Here is a 15911-nt window from a genome sequence, read left to right as displayed (position 1 = left end):
GGGGGCGTTGCGGGCTGCTCGTGGAAGCCCGCAACGCCCCCTGGTCGTGACCTGAGGAGTGCTCAGGAAATCATGGGGCCGTCCCCGGGCGGCGGCGCGGTGCGGCGGCGGCACGGCCCGCGGCGGGGAGGACGGGGGAGAAGGAGACCGGTGCGGTCGCGGCGGCGGTGGCGCGTCCGGGAGCGGACGGCTCGGTGCGGGTGAGCCCTGACATGGGTCTCCTCCAGTGGCCGGTGGGGGTCGCACGGGGTGGGGGGCCGGGCATCGGGGGTGGTTCCGATGTGCCCGGGCGATCGGCACGTGTCACACGCTAGAACCGGTCCGGGAGCCGTCCCAATGAGGGAACCCCCTAAGGGAGCCGGACAGGGAAAACCCTCGGTCGCCGGGCGCGGACCGGCCCGTTTCCGGCCGGCCCGGCCGATGACGGCGCCCTCGGAAGGCCCTCGCGGCACGGGGCGACGGCCCCCGTCGTGACCCGGGTCGCGAAAGCCCCGTGACCCGGGTCACGGGGCGTCACCTACGGCGCCCGGCGCCCCGCCGCGAGCCGCACGATGTCCACGCGGGAGCGTATGCCGAGCTTGCGGTAGACCCGGGTGAGCGTCGCCTCGACGGTCTTGACGCTGATGAACAGGCGCCCGGCTATCTCCCGGTTGGTCGCCCCCTCCATGACCAGCGCGGCGACCTGGCGCTCCATCGAGGCCAGCCCGTCCAGCGCGGCCGGGGTCGCCGCGGGCACCGGCTCCGCCTCCGCCGGTCCCGCCGCCACGGCCTCGTCCACCTGCCGCAGCCACGGCAGCGCGCGGCACCGCCGGAACAGCCGGGCCGCCTCGTCGTACCCGGCGGGACCGGGCCCGCGGGAGCGCAGCCGGGCCCGCGCGAAGGCGGCCCGCGCCTCCTCCAGGCCGTAACCCAGCTTGGCCAGGCGTTCCTGCGCCGACGTCAACTGGGCGATGGCGGGCTGGTGTTCACCGCGCGCCGCGCGCACCAGCGCCTCGGCGCGGTCCAGCACCGCCAGCACGCCCGCCCGGTTCAGCCGCAGCGCGTGCACCCGGGTGACGTTGATCAGCTCCTGCGCCTCGCCGGGCTCGCCGATCCGCACCAGCGCCTCGGCGAGGTCGCCCTGCCAGCGGCCGCGCGCCGGGTCGATGATGCCCATGCCCTGTTCCAGCTCGCACACCCGGCGCAGCGAGCGCACCGCGGCCTGCGCGTCCCCGGACACCAGCTGCGCGTAGCCCAGGGCCGCCAGGGCCAGGGAGAGGTAGAGCTGGTCGCCGTCCACCTCGGCGTGGTCGGCGGACTCGCGCGCCAGGGCCAGCGCCCGGTCCACGTCCCCGCCGGACGCCTCCGCGACGGAGGCGAGCATGGCGGACGCGCTCTCGCCGATGCCGGAGTCCCGGGCCAGCCGCAGGCTCTCCCCGGCCAGGTCGAGGGCGCGCCCGCAGTGCCCGAAGCGCAGTTCGGTGTCGGCGAGCAGCCGGGAGAAGTGCACCTCGCTCTCGACCATGCCGCGCCGCCGCGCCTCCCGCAGCAGCGCGGTGATGGCCGTACGGGCCTCGGGGAGCTGGTCGCTCATCAGCAGCCAGCGGAACCGGGCCATCGCGGCGCCGTTGTGGTGGCTGGCGACGTCGGGGTCCTGGGGTTCCTGGAGCGCGCGCCGGATGGTGGCGGGGGCGTCGGGGTGGCCCATCAGGGTCTCGGTGGACGACTGGAAGGCGAGCGCCATCAGCTCGGTGCGCCGGTCCCCGCCGCGCGCGGCCAGTTCCGCCGCGTGCGCGGCCTCCTGCCGGGACTTCGCGAAGTCGCCGTTGACCACCACCTCGCGCCAGGCGAGCTGGTAGTGGACCAGGGCGAGCAGCCGGGGGTCGTCGCCGGCGTCGGCGAGCACCTGCGGGAACACCGCGTCGACCTCGCCGAGCGCCTGCCCGGCCGCCTCGATGACCACCATCCACGCCCGCACCCGCTCGGCCGGCGCCGTCGCCCGGGTCAGCACCTCGCGGGCGATGTCCCGGGCCAGGTCGACCTCGCCGGCGGTGATCGCGTCCTCGGCGGCCTGCAGCCGCCGCTCGTCGGGGGCGGGCGTGCCGTCGGCGGGGGTGTGCCGGGCGGCGAGCAGCCCCAGGGAGGCGGCGACCGACGGCGCCCCGCGGTCGCGGGCCATCGCGGCGGCCTCGGCCAGCCGGGCCGCCACCTCCGGGTCGGGGCCGGTGGCGGCGAGCGCCAGGTGCCGGGCGCGTTCGATCGGGTCGGAGGCCGCCGTGGACAGCGCCGTGTGCGCGGCCCTCCGCTCCCGCGCCGGGGCCTCCGCGTAGAGGGCGGCGGAGATCAGGGGATGCGTGAAGCGCAGCGCCGGGTCCTCGGGGTCCGTGATGAGCAGCCCCAGGGAGGCGGCCTGCGCGGTCTCCGCCTCCGCGTTGTCCCGGCCGGCCGCGTGCAGCAGGGCCAGGGTGGGACGGGCGCCGGCGCTGGCCACCAGCAGGGTGCGGCGGGCCTCGTCGGACAGCATCTCCAGGCGGCTGAGGACCAGCGCCCGCAGCGAGGTCGGCACCGGCAGCGGCTCGCCGGGCCGGGGCCGGGTGGGGCTCTCCGCGAGGGCGCGGCCGAGTTCCAGCGCGAACAGCGGGTTGCCGCCGCTGGTGCGGTGGATGTCCCGGACGGTGGAGCGGGACAGGCTGGTGTAGCCGCGGTGGTCGAGCAGCGCGGACACCTGGGTGCGGGAGAACGGGCCCAGCCGCACGGCCAGCGTGTCCGGCGGGCAGGCGCGCAGATGACGGTCGTACTCCTCGCCCTCGGTGCGCACCGCGCACAGCACGCGCACCGGGCTGTCGCCCAGCCGGCGGGCGGCGAAGCCGAGCAGTTCGGCGCTGGCCGGGTCGAGCCACTGGAGGTCGTCGGCGACCACGAGGACGGGGCCCTCGGCGGACAGCGCGCGCAGCGTGGACAGCACCGCGAGCCGCAGGGCGAGGCCGTCCCGCTGGAGGGTGGACTCGCCGCGCCCGGTGAGCGCCGACTCCAGCGCGGTGCGCTGGGCGGCGGGCAGCCGGGGGGACACCTCGTCCAGCACCAGCCCGAACAGGTCGGCCAGCGCGAGGAACGGCAGATGGGATTCGGACTCCGTGGCGGAGCAGCGCAGCACACGGGAGGCCGCCGCCGCGTTTTCCGCCGCGAGTGCCCGCAGCACGGTCGATTTTCCTATTCCGGCGGGACCGTGGAGCAGCACGCTGCCGCCGCGCGCGAGCTGCGCCCTGGCGTCGGCGAACAGCTCGTCCCGGCCGATGACCAGGTCGGGGCGGTACCTGGCAGGCTCCTTGTCGTCCCGTCGCACGGTCACCGCTCCCCTCCGTGTGGCGTGTCCTGGCCAATATTAGGCAACAGGGTCCTCAATTCCGGCGGACGGTGGAGTGAGGCAAAGGACAACGTTCCGATCACCTGTACATCAAAGGTGTACTCGTACTCATGCCGTCCGGGGGAGAACACCGCGAATCTACGGCAACCACCCGGCCCTGCGGGCGGCGACCACCGCCTCGCCCCGGGTCCGCGCCCCCAGCTTCCGCATCGCGGACCGCAGATACGCCTTGACGGTTTCGGCCGTCAGCCCCAGCCGCTCGCCGGCCGCCCCGTTCGTCGCCCCCGCCGCGACGCAGGCCAGGACGTCCACCTCCCGGGGCGCGAGCCGCACCGCCCCGGACGGCGCCTCCCGCGCGGTGAGCAGGGCGCACGCCTCCAGCAGCTCCGCCCGCAGCGCGGGGTCGGCGATCCGCGGGGCCAGCGCCCGCAGCGCCGCGTGCGCCTCCCGCACCCGCTCGCGGTGCGCCCCCGCCCCCGGCTCCCACCGCGCATCCGCCCCCGGCTCGGGCGCGGGGCCGGCCGCCACCAGCAGTTCCGCCGCCTCCTCCCGCACCAGCAGGGCCTGCTCGACGTCCCGCGCGACCTGCACCGCCTCCCCGAGGGTGCGGTCACCGAGCGGCCGGGCCGCGCGCAGCGCCCCGTACAGCACCGCCCGCACCCGCCGCCGTACGACGACGGGCACGGCCACCACGGCGCGCAGGCCCTCGGCGGCGACCGGGGCGTCGTACTCGTGGCTGATCTGCCGGGAGACGGAGTAGTCCGTCACCGCGCACGGCCGGGCGAGCGCCACCGCCTTGCCGCCCAGGCCGTTGCCCGGGGTCACCGCGAGCGAGCTGAGCGCCGGGGTGGCGGTGCCGCTCAGCTCGCTGATCCGCACCTGCCGGCGCCCCGGCTCCACCAGCCCGCCGAACGCCACCGGCAGCCCCGTCGCACGCCGCAGCCGGGCCAGCGCGCCCCGGATCTCCACCGCCCCGCCCGTCCCCGTCGGGTCTGCTGTCACCTGATCGCCCCTTCACCGCGGCCCCTGTGCGGGCGCACACCCCCGTTCGGGGGTAGTGAGACCTGCATCACGGATTACACGATGGCGGTGAGCCGCCCGGCAAGGTCCGGCACCGAGGAGGACGCATGACGACGGGGACGGAGCAGTTCCGCAGGGCCCGGGACTTCCTGCTGGAACACCGCGAGGACTACGCCACCGCCTACCGGGACTTCGCCTGGCCCCGGCCCGACCGGTTCAACTGGGCCCTGGACTGGTTCGACGTGATCGCCGACGGCAATGACCGCACGGCCCTGCACCTGGCCGAGGAGGACGGCCGGGAGACGCGGCTGTCCTTCGCCGGCCTGTCCCGCCGCTCCGACCGGCTCGCGAACTGGCTGCGGGAGCGGGGCGTGGCCGCCGAGGACCGGGTGCTGGTGATGCTCGGCAACCAGGCGGAGCTGTGGGAGACCGCCCTGGCCGCGATGAAGCTGCGCGCCGTGGTCATCCCGGCCACCCCGCTGCTCGGCCCCTCCGACCTGCGCGACCGCGTCGGCCGCGGCCGGGTCCGCCATGTCATCGCGCGCTCCGCGGACGCCGCGAAGTTCGACGAGGTGCCCGGCGACTACACCCGCATCGCGGTGGGGGAGGAGCCCGGCGGGAGCTGGCTGCCGTACGCCGACGCGTACGGCGCCGCCGACGGGTTCGCGCCCGACGGGCCGACCCTCGCCGACGACCCGCTGATGCTCTACTTCACGTCAGGCACCACCGCCCGCCCCAAGCTGGTGGAGCACACCCACACGTCGTACCCGATCGGGCACCTGGCGACCATGTACTGGATCGGCCTGCGCCCCGGCGACGTGCACCTCAACATCTCCTCGCCCGGCTGGGCCAAGCACGCCTGGTCCAACCTGTTCGCCCCGTGGAACGCCGAGGCGACCGTCTTCCTGCACAACTACACCCGCTTCGACGCGCCCCGGCTGCTGGCCGAGATGGACAAGGCGGGCGTCACCACCTTCTGCGCCCCGCCCACCGTGTGGCGCATGCTCATCCAGTCCGACCTGGGCCGGCTGCGCACCCCGCCCCGCGAGGTCGTCGCCGCGGGCGAACCCCTGAACCCGGAGGTCATCGACCAGGTGCGGCGCGTCTGGGGCGTCACCATCCGGGACGGCTTCGGGCAGACCGAGACCGCCGTGCAGGTCTCCAACAGCCCCGGCCAGCTCCTCAAGACCGGCTCCATGGGCCGCCCCAGCCCCGGCTACCGCGTCGAACTCCTCGACCCCGTCTCGGGAGCGCCCGGCGCGACGGAGGGCGAGATCGCGCTCGACCTGTCCGAGCGGCCCGTGGGCCTGATGACGGGCTACCACGGCGACCCGGAACGCACGGCGGAGGCGATGGCGGGCGGCTACTACCGCACCGGCGACATCGGCGCCCGCGACGAGGACGGCTACCTCACCTACGTCGGGCGCGCGGACGACGTGTTCAAGGCGTCCGACTACAAGATCAGCCCGTTCGAGCTGGAGAGCGCGCTGCTGGAGCACGAGGCGGTCGCCGAGGCGGCCGTGGTGCCCGCGCCGGACGAGCTGCGGCTGGCCGTGCCGAAGGCGTACGTCGTGCTCGCGGAGGGCTGGGAGCCCGGCCCCGACACCGCGAAGGTGCTCTTCGAGCACTCCCGGCAGACGCTGGCCCCCTACAAGCGCGTCCGCCGGCTGGAGTTCGGCGAGCTGCCCAAGACCGTCTCCGGCAAGATCCGCCGCATCGAACTGCGCGAGGCGACGGCGGCCGGTTCGGACCACGAGTACCGCGAGGAGGACTTCCGGTGACCGCGCTCTCCTACAGCCACGGCACCAGCGGGACGGCCCTGCTCGGTGACACCATCGGCGCCGGCCTGGACCGCACGGTCGCCGCCTGGCCCGACCGCGAGGCCCTCGTCGACGTCCCGTCCGGACGGCGCTGGACCTACGCCGAATTCGGCGCGCAGGTCGATCAGCTGGCGTCCGCCCTGCTCAACTCCGGGATCGCCCAGGGCGACCGGGTGGGCATCTGGGCGGTCAACTGCCCCGAGTGGGTGTTCGCACAGTACGCCACCGCCCGCATCGGCGCGATCCTGGTGAACATCAACCCGGCGTACCGCACGCACGAGGTGGAGTACGTCCTCAAGCAGTCCGGCGTCCGGCTGCTCATCGCCTCCGTCAGCCACAGGACCAGCGACTACCGGGCCATGGCGGAGGAGGTGCGCGGCAGATGCCCCGAGCTGCGGGAGGTCGTGTACATCGGCGACCCCGGCTGGGACGCGCTGACCGCCCGCGCCACCCCGGACCCCGTCTGGCCGGAGCTGTCCTGCGACGACCCCGTCAACATCCAGTACACCTCGGGCACCACCGGCTTCCCCAAGGGCGCCACCCTCTCCCACCACAACATCCTCAACAACGGTTACTTCGTGGGTGAGCTGATCGCCTACAGCGAGCAGGACCGGGTGTGCGTCCCGGTGCCCTTCTACCACTGCTTCGGCATGGTGATGGGGAATCTGGCGGCCACCTCGCACGGCGCCTGCGTGGTCATCCCCGCCCCGTCCTTCGACCCGGCGGCCACCCTGCGCGCGGTCCAGCAGGAGCGCTGCACCTCGCTGTACGGCGTGCCGACGATGTTCATCGCCGAGCTGAACCTGCCCGACTTCGCCTCGTACGACCTCACCTCCCTGCGCACCGGCATCATGGCGGGCTCGCCGTGCCCGGTGGAGGTGATGAAGCGGGTGGTCGCCGAGATGCACATGGAACAGGTCTCCATCTGCTACGGCATGACGGAGACCTCCCCGGTGTCCCTGCAGACGCGCATGGACGACGACCTGGAGCACCGCACCGGCACCGTCGGCCGGGTGCTGCCGCACATCGAGGTGAAGATCGTCGACCCGGCCACCGGCGTCACCGTGGAGCGCGGCGCCTCCGGCGAGCTGTGCACCCGCGGCTACAGCGTGATGCTCGGCTACTGGGACGAGCCGGAGAAGACCGCCGAGGCGATCGACCGGGGCCGCTGGATGCACACCGGCGACCTCGCGGTGATGCGCGACGACGGCTACGTGGAGATCGTCGGCCGCATCAAGGACATGATCATCCGGGGCGGGGAGAACATCTACCCGCGTGAGATCGAGGAGTTCCTCCACGGCCACCCCAAGGTCGCGGACGTCCAGGTCGTCGGGGTCCCGCACGAACGCTACGGCGAGGAGGTCCTCGCCTGCGTCGTCCCCCGCGACCCGGCCGACCCGCTCACCCTGGACGAGCTGAAGGCGTACTGCGACGGCCGCCTGGCCCACTACAAGGTGCCGAGCCGCCTCGAACTCCTGGAGTCCTTCCCGATGACCGTCTCGGGCAAGGTCCGCAAGATCGAACTCCGCGAGCGGTACGCGACGGGCTGAGCCCCGCTCAGCCGACCGTCCGCCGGAACACCTGCCGGGAGCCGCCCTCCGGCCCCGGAGCGGCGGCCTCGGCGGGGGTGAAGCCGAGCCGCTCGTAGAAGACGCGGGCGCCGCCGGCGACGGCACCGGGGTGGTCGCCCCCGAAGGTGACCACCTCGATCTCGCCGGGTCCGCGCACCCAGCGGCGCACCGCCTCCTCCATCAGGGCACGCCCGACGCCCGTGCCGCGGGCCCGTCGGGAGACGACGAGCCAGTGCACGTGGTACGTCGGCCCCTCCGTCCCGAACAGCAGCCCGCCGAGGAGGTCCGGCCCGGAGGAGGGGGCGACGAGCGCCGCGCGGCCGTCCCGGCCGTCCCGGCCGTCGATGTGCTCGCGCACGGCGTCGTGGAATCCGGGCTCCTCGACCATCGGCCCGAACCACTGCTCCACCTGGGCCGCCAGGCCGAGGAATCCGGGAAAGTCGTGCGCGCGTGCCGCTCTGATCGTCATCGTGACAGTCTGCCGAACGTCTCGTCGCCCTGCGGCAGTTCGAGCCGCATGCACACGCGTGGCCACCGGTCGAGGCCGTGGGCGGCCTCCTCGGTGCGGATGCGGCGCAGGCCCGGGGTGAGGCCGGGCTCGCACAGGGGGCGGAAGCCGAGGCGGGCGTAGTACGGGGCGTTCCACGGGACGTCGGTGAAGGTGGCCAGGGTCAGGGCGGTCAGGCCCTCCTCGCGGGCCCGGCGGGCGGCGTGGGCGAGCAGTGCGCGGCCCACGCCCCGGCGGGCCGCGTCCGGGTGGACGGACACCTGCTCCACGTGGAGGGCGCCGTCCACCGGCTCGGCGATCAGATACGCGACGGGCCGGCCGTCCCCCTCGCCGGCCGCGACCCAGCAGCGGCCCGCCGTCCGGTAGCGCTCCAGCACGTCCAGGGCGGGCGGTGCGTCGTCGGCGATCTCCGGCATGCCGAGGCCGCGGAACGGCGCGCCGGCCGCCCGTTCGATGTCCTGGAGGGCGGGCAGGTCGCCGGGGGCGGCGGGACGGATGCGCATCCGACGAGTATCGGACGCGCCCGGCCCGCGCGTCGTCCGAGTTTCAGGACGCGCCCGCGTCCAGCGTCACGGCCGGGGCGTTCTCCGGGCGGGCGGCGCCCGAAGGGCCGAGGACGAACAGCGGGACGTCCAGGGCGTCGGCGCGGGCGCGGGCCTCCTCGGTGTAGCCGGCGAGGGAGAAGTACAGGCAGGCCGCGGACTCCGTCATGGCGGTCAGCCACAGGCACTCCACGTCCCGCGGGGTCGCCGGCCGCGCCGAGGGGTCGAGCTGGGCCAGCACGCTCCGGCCCGCCAGCCCGATGCCGGACGTCGGCCGCTGGTCCGCGCGCCGGATGTCGTCGTGACCGAGGCGGCGCAGGTACAGCACGGCGGCCGTGACCGCGTCGCGGGCGGTGCGGATCGGCGGAGCCGGGACGGCGGGCCGCCGCGTCCTGCCGGAAGCCGGCGCCCCCGTCCGCTCGCCCGCCACCGGGATGCGCAGCACCGTCCCGCAGGGGCAGCCCAGTTCGGGCTGCGGCCACTCGCCGCGCGTGCCGCAGCTGCCGCAGCGCACGGTCACCCATTCCTCCCGCCAGGAGCGGTGTCCGACGGCGGCCGGGACCCGGTCGGGGTCCAGCGGCGCGGCGACGGGCGCACCGCAGGCGCAGGGGTACGCCGGTGCCGTGCAGCGGTGCGAGCGCCGACAGGCGGGACAGCGCACCGGGAGGCTCTCGGGCATGGTCCACTCCCGTGTTCTCGAGGCACACCCATCGTGCTCCTCCCGCGCGCCGGTGTCCGGCGGTTGTGCCGCTCTCTCGACGGCTTCCGCCCAGCGCTCTCACATCCGTTCCGGACAGCGGAGAAAGCATTCCGTGTCGTGACGTCGACGGAGGCGGTCCATCGCGGGGCGCGACGGGCGTGCGCGTCCGGGAAGCCGGGGCAGGAGTACTCCACGACTCGGACGACGGCTGCCCGCGCGGCGGTCGAGTCCGCGAGAGCGAGAGCGAGAGCGCGTCGCGTTCGGTGTCCCCGGTGCGGCGACCGACCCGTTCCACGCGGCGCCCAAGGCGTCCGGCGGCACCAGCCGCACCCTCGCGCGCCATGTCGAGGGCGCGTCCCCCGTGGCCGAGGGCTGCCGGGTCCCTTCGCACGGCGCCTCAGTGGCCCCCGCCCCCGCCGCACCCCCCTCCGCAGCCGCTCCCGCAGCCGCCCCCGCCTCCGCAGTAGAGGTGGCCCGTGCAGCCGCCTCCGTTGCCGTGGTGGCGTGACGACAGGCGCAGCGGGCGCCTGCGGCGCAGGCGGACCCGTTCGACGAGGCCCGCGCGCAGGGCGAAGCGGGGGACGAGGACGCGCAGGGCCGCCTCGCCGTGCAGGGCGACGGCCAGCAGCTTCGCCTCGTCGGACAGGCCGGCCCGGCTCGCCGGGACGGGACACGCGGTGCGCAGCACGTGCAGGCGACGGCGGGCCGCCCGTGTCGGACGCAGCAGCGGCAGTCCCAGCATGCCGTCGTCGGCGAGCCCCACCCGCAGCTCGGCCAGCATCCAGCGGACGTCCGGGTCACGCGCCGCCTCCGGCACGTCGCACGGCTCGTGCAGGCGCCGGTGGACCGCGCCCTCCAGATGGAGGACACGCGACTCGGCCGGGACGCCGTCCTCCGGCAGCGGCGGCAGCGCCCGCCCCGCCTCGTTGTCGACCGCCCTCACCGTCCCCGGCGCGCCCGCCTCGACGGCTCCGCGCAGGTGCAGGGCCACGACGGCCACCGTGACGGCGGCGCGCGGACCCCCGGCCAGCAGGGCGATCTCGTGCGGCGTCCCCCGGACGCGCGCGGTGTCGGTCATGGCAGGACCCCCTCGGACAAAGGGCCCGCCGCCCCCGTGCCGGCGGGCCCCGTGTGCGGGAATGGTTCCCGCGCGCGGGGCCCGCCCAAGCCTCGGGGTGCCGTCTTCAGAGGTTCATCTGAGGGTGCCCCAGCCGTCCTGAGGACGGTGCCGTACGGGTGGGCTCACGGCTCGTGGTGCTCGGACAGTCCCGGCCAGTCGTCCGGGCCGCCGCCCTGCCACTCGATGACGTCCGTCTCCTCGACGTCGGTGACGTACAGGTCGGCCAGGCGCAGAATCTCGCCCACGTCGTCGGCGTGCGCGGCGATGCCCAGCGTCTCGTCGTCGGAGGTGACCCGCCGGGAGCCGTCCAGGGCCGGCGCGTGGACCACGATGTGCGGATGCTCCGTCGGATGTGCCATGCCCCCAGGCTGCTGCGCACCGGCCGGATCCGCACGCCGGGAGGGGGAGGGATCGGGGGCGCGGCGACGGCCGCCGCGCCGGCCGGCCGGTGAGGCACTGGTCCGCGCATCCCGTCGGGCCGCGCTCCCTCCGCCGCTTTCCGTAGGCCGAAGTAATACTCCCGCTGACCGGCGATTGTCCGTGCCGGTGAAGGGCGGCCGAGGGGCCGGTGGGTTGGCCCCGTACGACTGCGAGTGGAGTTCACGGCCGAGCCCTTCGGCCTCGACGAGGCGCCCGAGCACGCCGTGGTGGCGCGTGAGGCCGTCGAGACGGCCGGCCTGGACGCGGTGGACGTCGGGCCGTTCGGCGACACCGCCGAGGGCGGCGCCGACGCGGTGCCGGCCGCCGCGGACGCCCTGCCGCGCCGCACCCTGACCGCCGGCGCCCCCCGCGTCTCGCTGCAGATCAACGTGGTCGGGGAGGACGGCCGGTGAGCGGGGCCGGCGAGGCCGCCTTCATCGCGGCGGTGAAGCCGCTGGTCGACGCGGTGGGCGGGGAGCTGATCCCGCCGGACGAGGCCGGCCCCGACGACGTGGTGCTCCCCTGGGAGGGCGCCGCCGCCGTCGCCGTACGGCTGCCGCGGCTCGCGGACTCCCTCGACCACATCCTGGCCGCGCCGGAGCGGCGCGAGGGCATGCCGCCGGCGGAGCCGGACCGCAAGGCGAAGCAGGAGATCGTGCGCGGTCTGGAGGCGCGCGGCGCCTTCGTCGTGCGGCACGGTGTGGAGACCGTGGCGAGCGCGCCCGGCGTCAGCCGCTTCACCGTCTGAAGAACGACACCCCTGACGGAGCGGTGCACGTCGCCGCCGACCGCCCCTACGGCCTGATCGAGGCCACGGTCCTGCGGGACGGCTGCGAGCCGCGGACACCGGTGGACCTCACCACCCTCTGGCCGCACCCCCGCATCGGCACCCGTGGCCGGGTACCCGGACCCGGCCCCACCGGTCACGGCACTCGCCCCCCGGGGTCCTGCCGTGCCCTCCCCCCTTACGCGAAAAGGACGCACCATGGCAGCAGACCGGCGCACGGTCATCGAGAACTGCGCGATCGCCACCGCCGACGCGGCCGACACCGAGTACGCCACCGGACACCTCGTCCTCGCCGGCGACCGCATCGAGTCGCTCGGCCCCGGACCGGCCCCCGGCGGCCTGGAGGACGTGGCCCGCCGGATCGACGCCACCGGCCATCTCGCGACCCCCGGGCTGGTCAACACCCACCACCACTTCCACCAGTGGCTCACCCGGGGCCTGGCCACCGACCACAACCTCTTCGACTGGCTCGTCGCGCTCTACCCGACCTGGGCGCACATCGACGAGGCGATGGTGCACGCGGCCGCCCAGGGATCCCTCGCGATGATGGCCCGCGGCGGCGTCACCACCGCCGTGGACCACCACTACGTCTTCCCGCGCGGCTCCGGAGACCTCTCCGGCGCGATCACCACCGCCGCCCGCGACATGGGTGTCCGCTTCACCCTCGCCCGCGGCTCCATGGACCGCGGCGAGAAGGACGGCGGGCTGCCCCCGGACTTCGCGGTCGAGACGCTCGACGACGCGCTCGCCGCCACCGAGGAGACGGTGCACCGCCACCACGACGCCTCGCCCGGCGCGATGACCCAGGTCGCCGTCGCCCCCTGCTCCCCGTTCACCGTCTCCACCGAACTGCTGCGCCAGGGCGCGGAACTCGCCCGCCGCCTCGGCGTACGGCTGCACACCCACGGGTCGGAGACCGTGGAGGAGGAGAAGTTCTGCCACGAGTCGTTCGGCATGGGCCCCACCGACCATCTCGAGTCCACCGGCTGGCTCGGCGAGGACGTGTGGATGGCGCACTGCGTCCACATGACCGACTCCGACATCGCCGCCTTCGCCCGCACCGGCACCGGCGTCGCCCACTGCCCGTCCTCCAACGCCCGCCTCGCCGCCGGCATCGCCCGCGTCCCCGACATGCTCGCGGCCGGCGTCCCCGTCGGCCTCGGCGTGGACGGCACCGCGTCCAACGAGTCCGGCGAACTCCACACCGAACTGCGCAACGCCCTGCTGATCAACCGCCTCGGCGCGCACCGTGAGAAGGCCCTCACGGCACGCCAGGCGCTGCGCCTCGGCACCCACGGCGGGGCGCGGGTGCTGGGCCGCGCGGCGGAGATCGGGTCCCTGGAGCCGGGCAAGCTCGCCGACCTGGTGCTCTGGCGGATGGACACCCTCGCCCACGCCTCCGTCGCCGACCCGGTCACCGCCCTGGTGTTCGGCGCCGCCGCCCCGGTCACCGCGTCCTTCGTGAACGGCCGTCAGATCGTCGAGAACGGCCGGCTGCTCACCGCCGACGAGGACGCCGTCGCCCGCACCACCCGCGCCGAGGCGCGACGCCTCGCCAGGATCGCCGGGCACGCCTGACCCCCCGCACGTCTCCGGGGCGCGCCCGGGGCGCGCCCCGGAGACGGCACCCCACGCCCGCCGCACCGCCGCCCTGGCCACCACGCCGGCGCCGGGGGCGCCGACGCCCTGTGAGACCGCGCGGGCGGTGCTCCGTCAGGCCCGGGCCGCCGCCACCTCCGCGCGGAGCTGCGGCAGCATGTCGTGGTAGACGCCCGGGCACTGCGTCGAGCCGTAGTCCTTGTGGCCGAAGATCTGCGTGGACGCGATGCCGTACTGGTCGCAGGCGTACGCGCACAGGGTCACCAGGACCTCCCACTGCGCCTCGGGCGGCTGCGCGCCCGCGTGGTACGCGCCCTCACAGGCGATGCCGATGGCCGCGCTGTTCTGCCCGGAGGTGTGGGCGCCGAGCACGAAGGTCCGCCCGCCGGCGAGCGCCGTGAGGCTGCCGGTCCGGCCCTCGGTGATCCAGCCGCCGCGGCTGACCAGGAAGGTGTAGCCGGTGTCCACCCACCCGTTGCCGTCCATGTGCAGGTCCTGCACCCAGTGGGCGTGCGCGTGCGCCTGGGCGCGGGAGTGGTCGGCGGAGTTGTCGGACACGGTGTGGTGGACCACGATCCGGCTGGGCCGGTACTGCAGGACGCTGATGGTTCCGCGCGGGGCCCGGGCGCCCCAGACCTTCGTGCCGTCTATGTCCGGCTGCACGGCGGCGTGGCCGCGCGCGTGCGCGACACCGGGCACGGCGCCGGCGGCGAGTCCGGCCGCGCCGGCGATCAGGAGGCGGCGCCGGAAGAGGTTCCTGGGATGCACGATCACTCCTCGGGAGAGGACGGGTGGGGGGAACGGGGAGGGCCGGCGTCCGAGGACGGCCGGCCCCTCCGTGTGGCCGCGTGCGTGCGGGACTGTCAGGCCGTCACGTGTTGTTGGCGAGGGCCAGGAGCCGGTCGCGGGACCCGTTGAACTGGTTGCGGTCCACGTTGCCCGAGATGCCGGGGACCGACCCGGTCGAGGTGTACTGCCACACCGTCCAGGTGGGGAAGCCGGCGGGGATGGTCGGCGACGCGGCGGAGGTCCAGTGCGCCACCCACAGCGGGCTCTTGGCCGACATGCCGGTCCAGTTGCCGGTGCAGGTGTTCCACCAGCTCGCCGTCGTGTAGATGACGACGTCCCGGCTCGTGCGCGCCTTGTACGTGGTGTAGAAGTCGTTGATCCACGTGCGCATCTGCGTCGTGGACAGGCCGTAGCACATCGCCCCGTACGGGTTGTGCTCGATGTCCAGCACGCCGGGCAGCGTGAGGTTGTCGCGCGACCAGCCGCCGCCGTTGCTCGCGAAGTAGGCGGCCTGGGTGGCCCCGTTGGAGGTGTTGGGGAGCGCGAAGTGGTACGCCCCGCGGATCACGCCGGCGCCGTGCGCGGCGGGGTAGTTGGTGTTGAAGCGCGGGTCCTTGTAGCTGGTGCCCTCGGTCGCCTTCATCCAGGCGAACTGGATGCCCGCGTTGCGCACGGAGGTCCAGTTGATGCTTCCCTGCCAGTTCGAGACGTCGATGCCCTGCACGCCGTCGGTGGGCGCCAGCAGCCCTCGCGACGGCTCCTCGGCGGCGGGGACGCCCTCGTGGATGCGGGCGCCGACACCCATGTACGCCTGGCCGGGCTTGACGGTGAGGGGCTGCGGGTCGGGCTGGGGTGCGGCGTTCGCGCCGACGGCGGACGTGGCCGTGAGCGCCAGTGCGGCGCCGAGGACGCCGAGCGCGGTGGCCGTGCGTCTGCCGAGGCGGGAGAGGTGGGGGAGTACCTGCATGGGGGCTTGCCTCCTGGCACATGTGGGGATGAGAAGGAGGTGACGTCGGCCGCTGCCACCTGGGCAGTTACGTGCTTCTTGACGTGCGCGCGTCATTAGTTACGCACGTAGATTCACAGCGTGTAAAGAGTCTCCTTGCTTCTCTGGTGGTCTGGTCCACTGTAGGAGCGGACTGCCAGGAAAGTTGGGAGCCGAACGGAGGAAAATTTCATCGGATGAAAACAGAAACCGGGTTCCGGTGTCCCGGAACCCGGTGGGTGAGGCCTCTCCTGACGGCCCGCCGGCCCTACAGACCCAGGGCGGCCGGATCCTCGGTCAGCTCGCGGAAGACGTCCTGGGGGTTCGCCACCAGCTTGCGCCGCTCCAGGTCCAGCAGACCGCCCACGGCCGTGATCTCGGCCGCCACCGTGCCGTCCGTCCTGGTGACGGTCTGCTCGATGGTGAAGGTCTTGCCGCCGCCCCAGTCGAAGACGCAGCTCACGTCCACCTCGTCACCGGCGAGCAGCTCCCGCCGGTACCGGATGGTGGTCTCCAGGGCGACCGGCCCCACGCCGTGCGACTGCAAGCGGGACTGGGTGATCCCGGCCGCCTGGAGCAGCATCCAGCGCGCGTGCTCCGCGTAGTTCAGGTACACGGCCTGGTTGAGATGTCCCTGCACGTCGGTCTCGTAGCCGCGCACGGTCACGCGGACGGAATACGGCTCGCTCACTGCGTCCCCTTCACAC

General features: G+C 74.7%; 16 protein-coding genes. 5 read left to right on the top strand and 11 right to left on the bottom strand.

The genetic code is table 11. The features are described from left to right. Positions 1–70: 70 nt before the first annotated feature. The 3 genes from ACIQ8B_RS13885 to ACIQ8B_RS13875 form a co-directional block, all read right to left on the bottom strand. Positions 71–214, bottom strand: coding sequence for a hypothetical protein (locus ACIQ8B_RS13885; RefSeq protein WP_403546825.1), 144 nt, complete (start codon positions 212–214; stop codon positions 71–73). A gap of 303 nt (positions 215–517) precedes the next feature. Beyond that, positions 518–3328, bottom strand: a complete 2811-nt coding sequence (locus ACIQ8B_RS13880; RefSeq protein WP_403546824.1) for an ATP-binding protein — start codon at positions 3326–3328, stop codon at positions 518–520. 153 nt (positions 3329–3481) lie between these two features. Then, the gene (locus ACIQ8B_RS13875; protein WP_403547101.1) at positions 3482–4312 is read right to left on the bottom strand and encodes a response regulator transcription factor; all 831 of its coding nucleotides are present in this window, start codon (positions 4310–4312) and stop codon (positions 3482–3484) included. Positions 4313–4470: 158 nt separating this feature from the next. On the opposite strand from ACIQ8B_RS13875, the gene ACIQ8B_RS13870 reads away from it, so the two are divergent. Together ACIQ8B_RS13870 and ACIQ8B_RS13865 are read left to right on the top strand one after the other, a co-directional pair. After that, positions 4471–6144 carry an AMP-binding protein gene (locus ACIQ8B_RS13870; RefSeq protein ID WP_403546823.1) on the top strand — a complete coding sequence of 558 codons (1674 nt, stop codon included), beginning with the start codon at positions 4471–4473 and terminating at the stop codon, positions 6142–6144. Continuing rightward, a complete protein-coding gene (locus ACIQ8B_RS13865; protein WP_290009019.1) occupies positions 6141–7733 on the top strand; it encodes an AMP-binding protein in 1593 nt (530 codons plus the stop codon). Before ACIQ8B_RS13870 ends, ACIQ8B_RS13865 begins: the two co-directional genes overlap by 4 nt. A 7-nt stretch (positions 7734–7740) precedes the next feature. Here the strand turns inward: ACIQ8B_RS13865 and ACIQ8B_RS13860 are convergent, their stop codons facing one another. From ACIQ8B_RS13860 to ACIQ8B_RS13840, 5 genes are all read right to left on the bottom strand, one after another. After that, positions 7741–8223 (bottom strand): GNAT family N-acetyltransferase, encoded by a 483-nt coding sequence (locus ACIQ8B_RS13860; RefSeq protein WP_403546822.1) that lies wholly within the window; start codon positions 8221–8223, stop codon positions 7741–7743. After that, positions 8220–8765: a GNAT family N-acetyltransferase gene (locus ACIQ8B_RS13855; RefSeq protein ID WP_403546821.1), complete on the bottom strand. Its 546-nt coding sequence runs from the start codon at positions 8763–8765 to the stop codon at positions 8220–8222. The genes ACIQ8B_RS13860 and ACIQ8B_RS13855 overlap by 4 nt, the downstream gene beginning before the upstream one ends. A 43-nt stretch (positions 8766–8808) precedes the next feature. Next, complete coding sequence (locus ACIQ8B_RS13850) at positions 8809–9483, bottom strand: hypothetical protein (protein ID WP_403546820.1); 675 nt, start codon at positions 9481–9483, stop codon at positions 8809–8811. 418 nt (positions 9484–9901) lie between these two features. Continuing rightward, entirely contained in the window at positions 9902–10582 is a 681-nt protein-coding gene (locus ACIQ8B_RS13845) for a TIGR04222 domain-containing membrane protein (protein ID WP_290009024.1), read from the bottom strand. Positions 10583–10746: 164 nt separating this feature from the next. Further along, positions 10747–10983 carry a hypothetical protein gene (locus tag ACIQ8B_RS13840; RefSeq protein ID WP_106411784.1) on the bottom strand — a complete coding sequence of 79 codons (237 nt, stop codon included), beginning with the start codon at positions 10981–10983 and terminating at the stop codon, positions 10747–10749. Positions 10984–11217: 234 nt separating this feature from the next. Between ACIQ8B_RS13840 and ACIQ8B_RS13835 the strand changes: the two genes are divergently transcribed. The 3 genes from ACIQ8B_RS13835 to ACIQ8B_RS13825 all read left to right on the top strand — a co-directional run bounded on the left by ACIQ8B_RS13835 (position 11218) and on the right by ACIQ8B_RS13825 (position 13409). After that, positions 11218–11457: a hypothetical protein gene (locus ACIQ8B_RS13835; protein ID WP_403546819.1), complete on the top strand. Its 240-nt coding sequence runs from the start codon at positions 11218–11220 to the stop codon at positions 11455–11457. Then, positions 11454–11792 (top strand): helix-turn-helix domain-containing protein, encoded by a 339-nt coding sequence (locus ACIQ8B_RS13830; protein ID WP_403546818.1) that lies wholly within the window; start codon positions 11454–11456, stop codon positions 11790–11792. Before ACIQ8B_RS13835 ends, ACIQ8B_RS13830 begins: the two co-directional genes overlap by 4 nt. A gap of 237 nt (positions 11793–12029) precedes the next feature. Beyond that, positions 12030–13409 (top strand): 8-oxoguanine deaminase, encoded by a 1380-nt coding sequence (locus ACIQ8B_RS13825; protein ID WP_403546817.1) that lies wholly within the window; start codon positions 12030–12032, stop codon positions 13407–13409. A 135-nt stretch (positions 13410–13544) separates the two neighbouring features. On the opposite strand, the gene ACIQ8B_RS13820 is transcribed toward ACIQ8B_RS13825, so the two are convergent. From ACIQ8B_RS13820 to ACIQ8B_RS13810, 3 genes are all read right to left on the bottom strand, one after another. Further along, positions 13545–14198 (bottom strand): peptidoglycan recognition family protein, encoded by a 654-nt coding sequence (locus ACIQ8B_RS13820; protein WP_403546816.1) that lies wholly within the window; start codon positions 14196–14198, stop codon positions 13545–13547. Positions 14199–14301: 103 nt separating this feature from the next. Then, on the bottom strand, positions 14302–15186 hold the full coding sequence (locus ACIQ8B_RS13815) for a lysozyme (protein ID WP_403546815.1): 885 nt from the start codon (positions 15184–15186) through the stop codon (positions 14302–14304). Positions 15187–15472: 286 nt separating this feature from the next. Beyond that, positions 15473–15895: an acyl-CoA thioesterase gene (locus ACIQ8B_RS13810; protein ID WP_403546814.1), complete on the bottom strand. Its 423-nt coding sequence runs from the start codon at positions 15893–15895 to the stop codon at positions 15473–15475. Positions 15896–15911: the final 16 nt, after the last annotated feature.

Origin of the sequence: Streptomyces sp. NPDC096105 (genome assembly GCF_044763335.1) — a bacterium.
Lineage (GTDB): Bacteria > Actinomycetota > Actinomycetes > Streptomycetales > Streptomycetaceae > Streptomyces.
The sequence above is the reverse complement of the archived record's forward strand: the minus strand, read 5'-3'. Positions and strand labels throughout refer to the sequence as shown.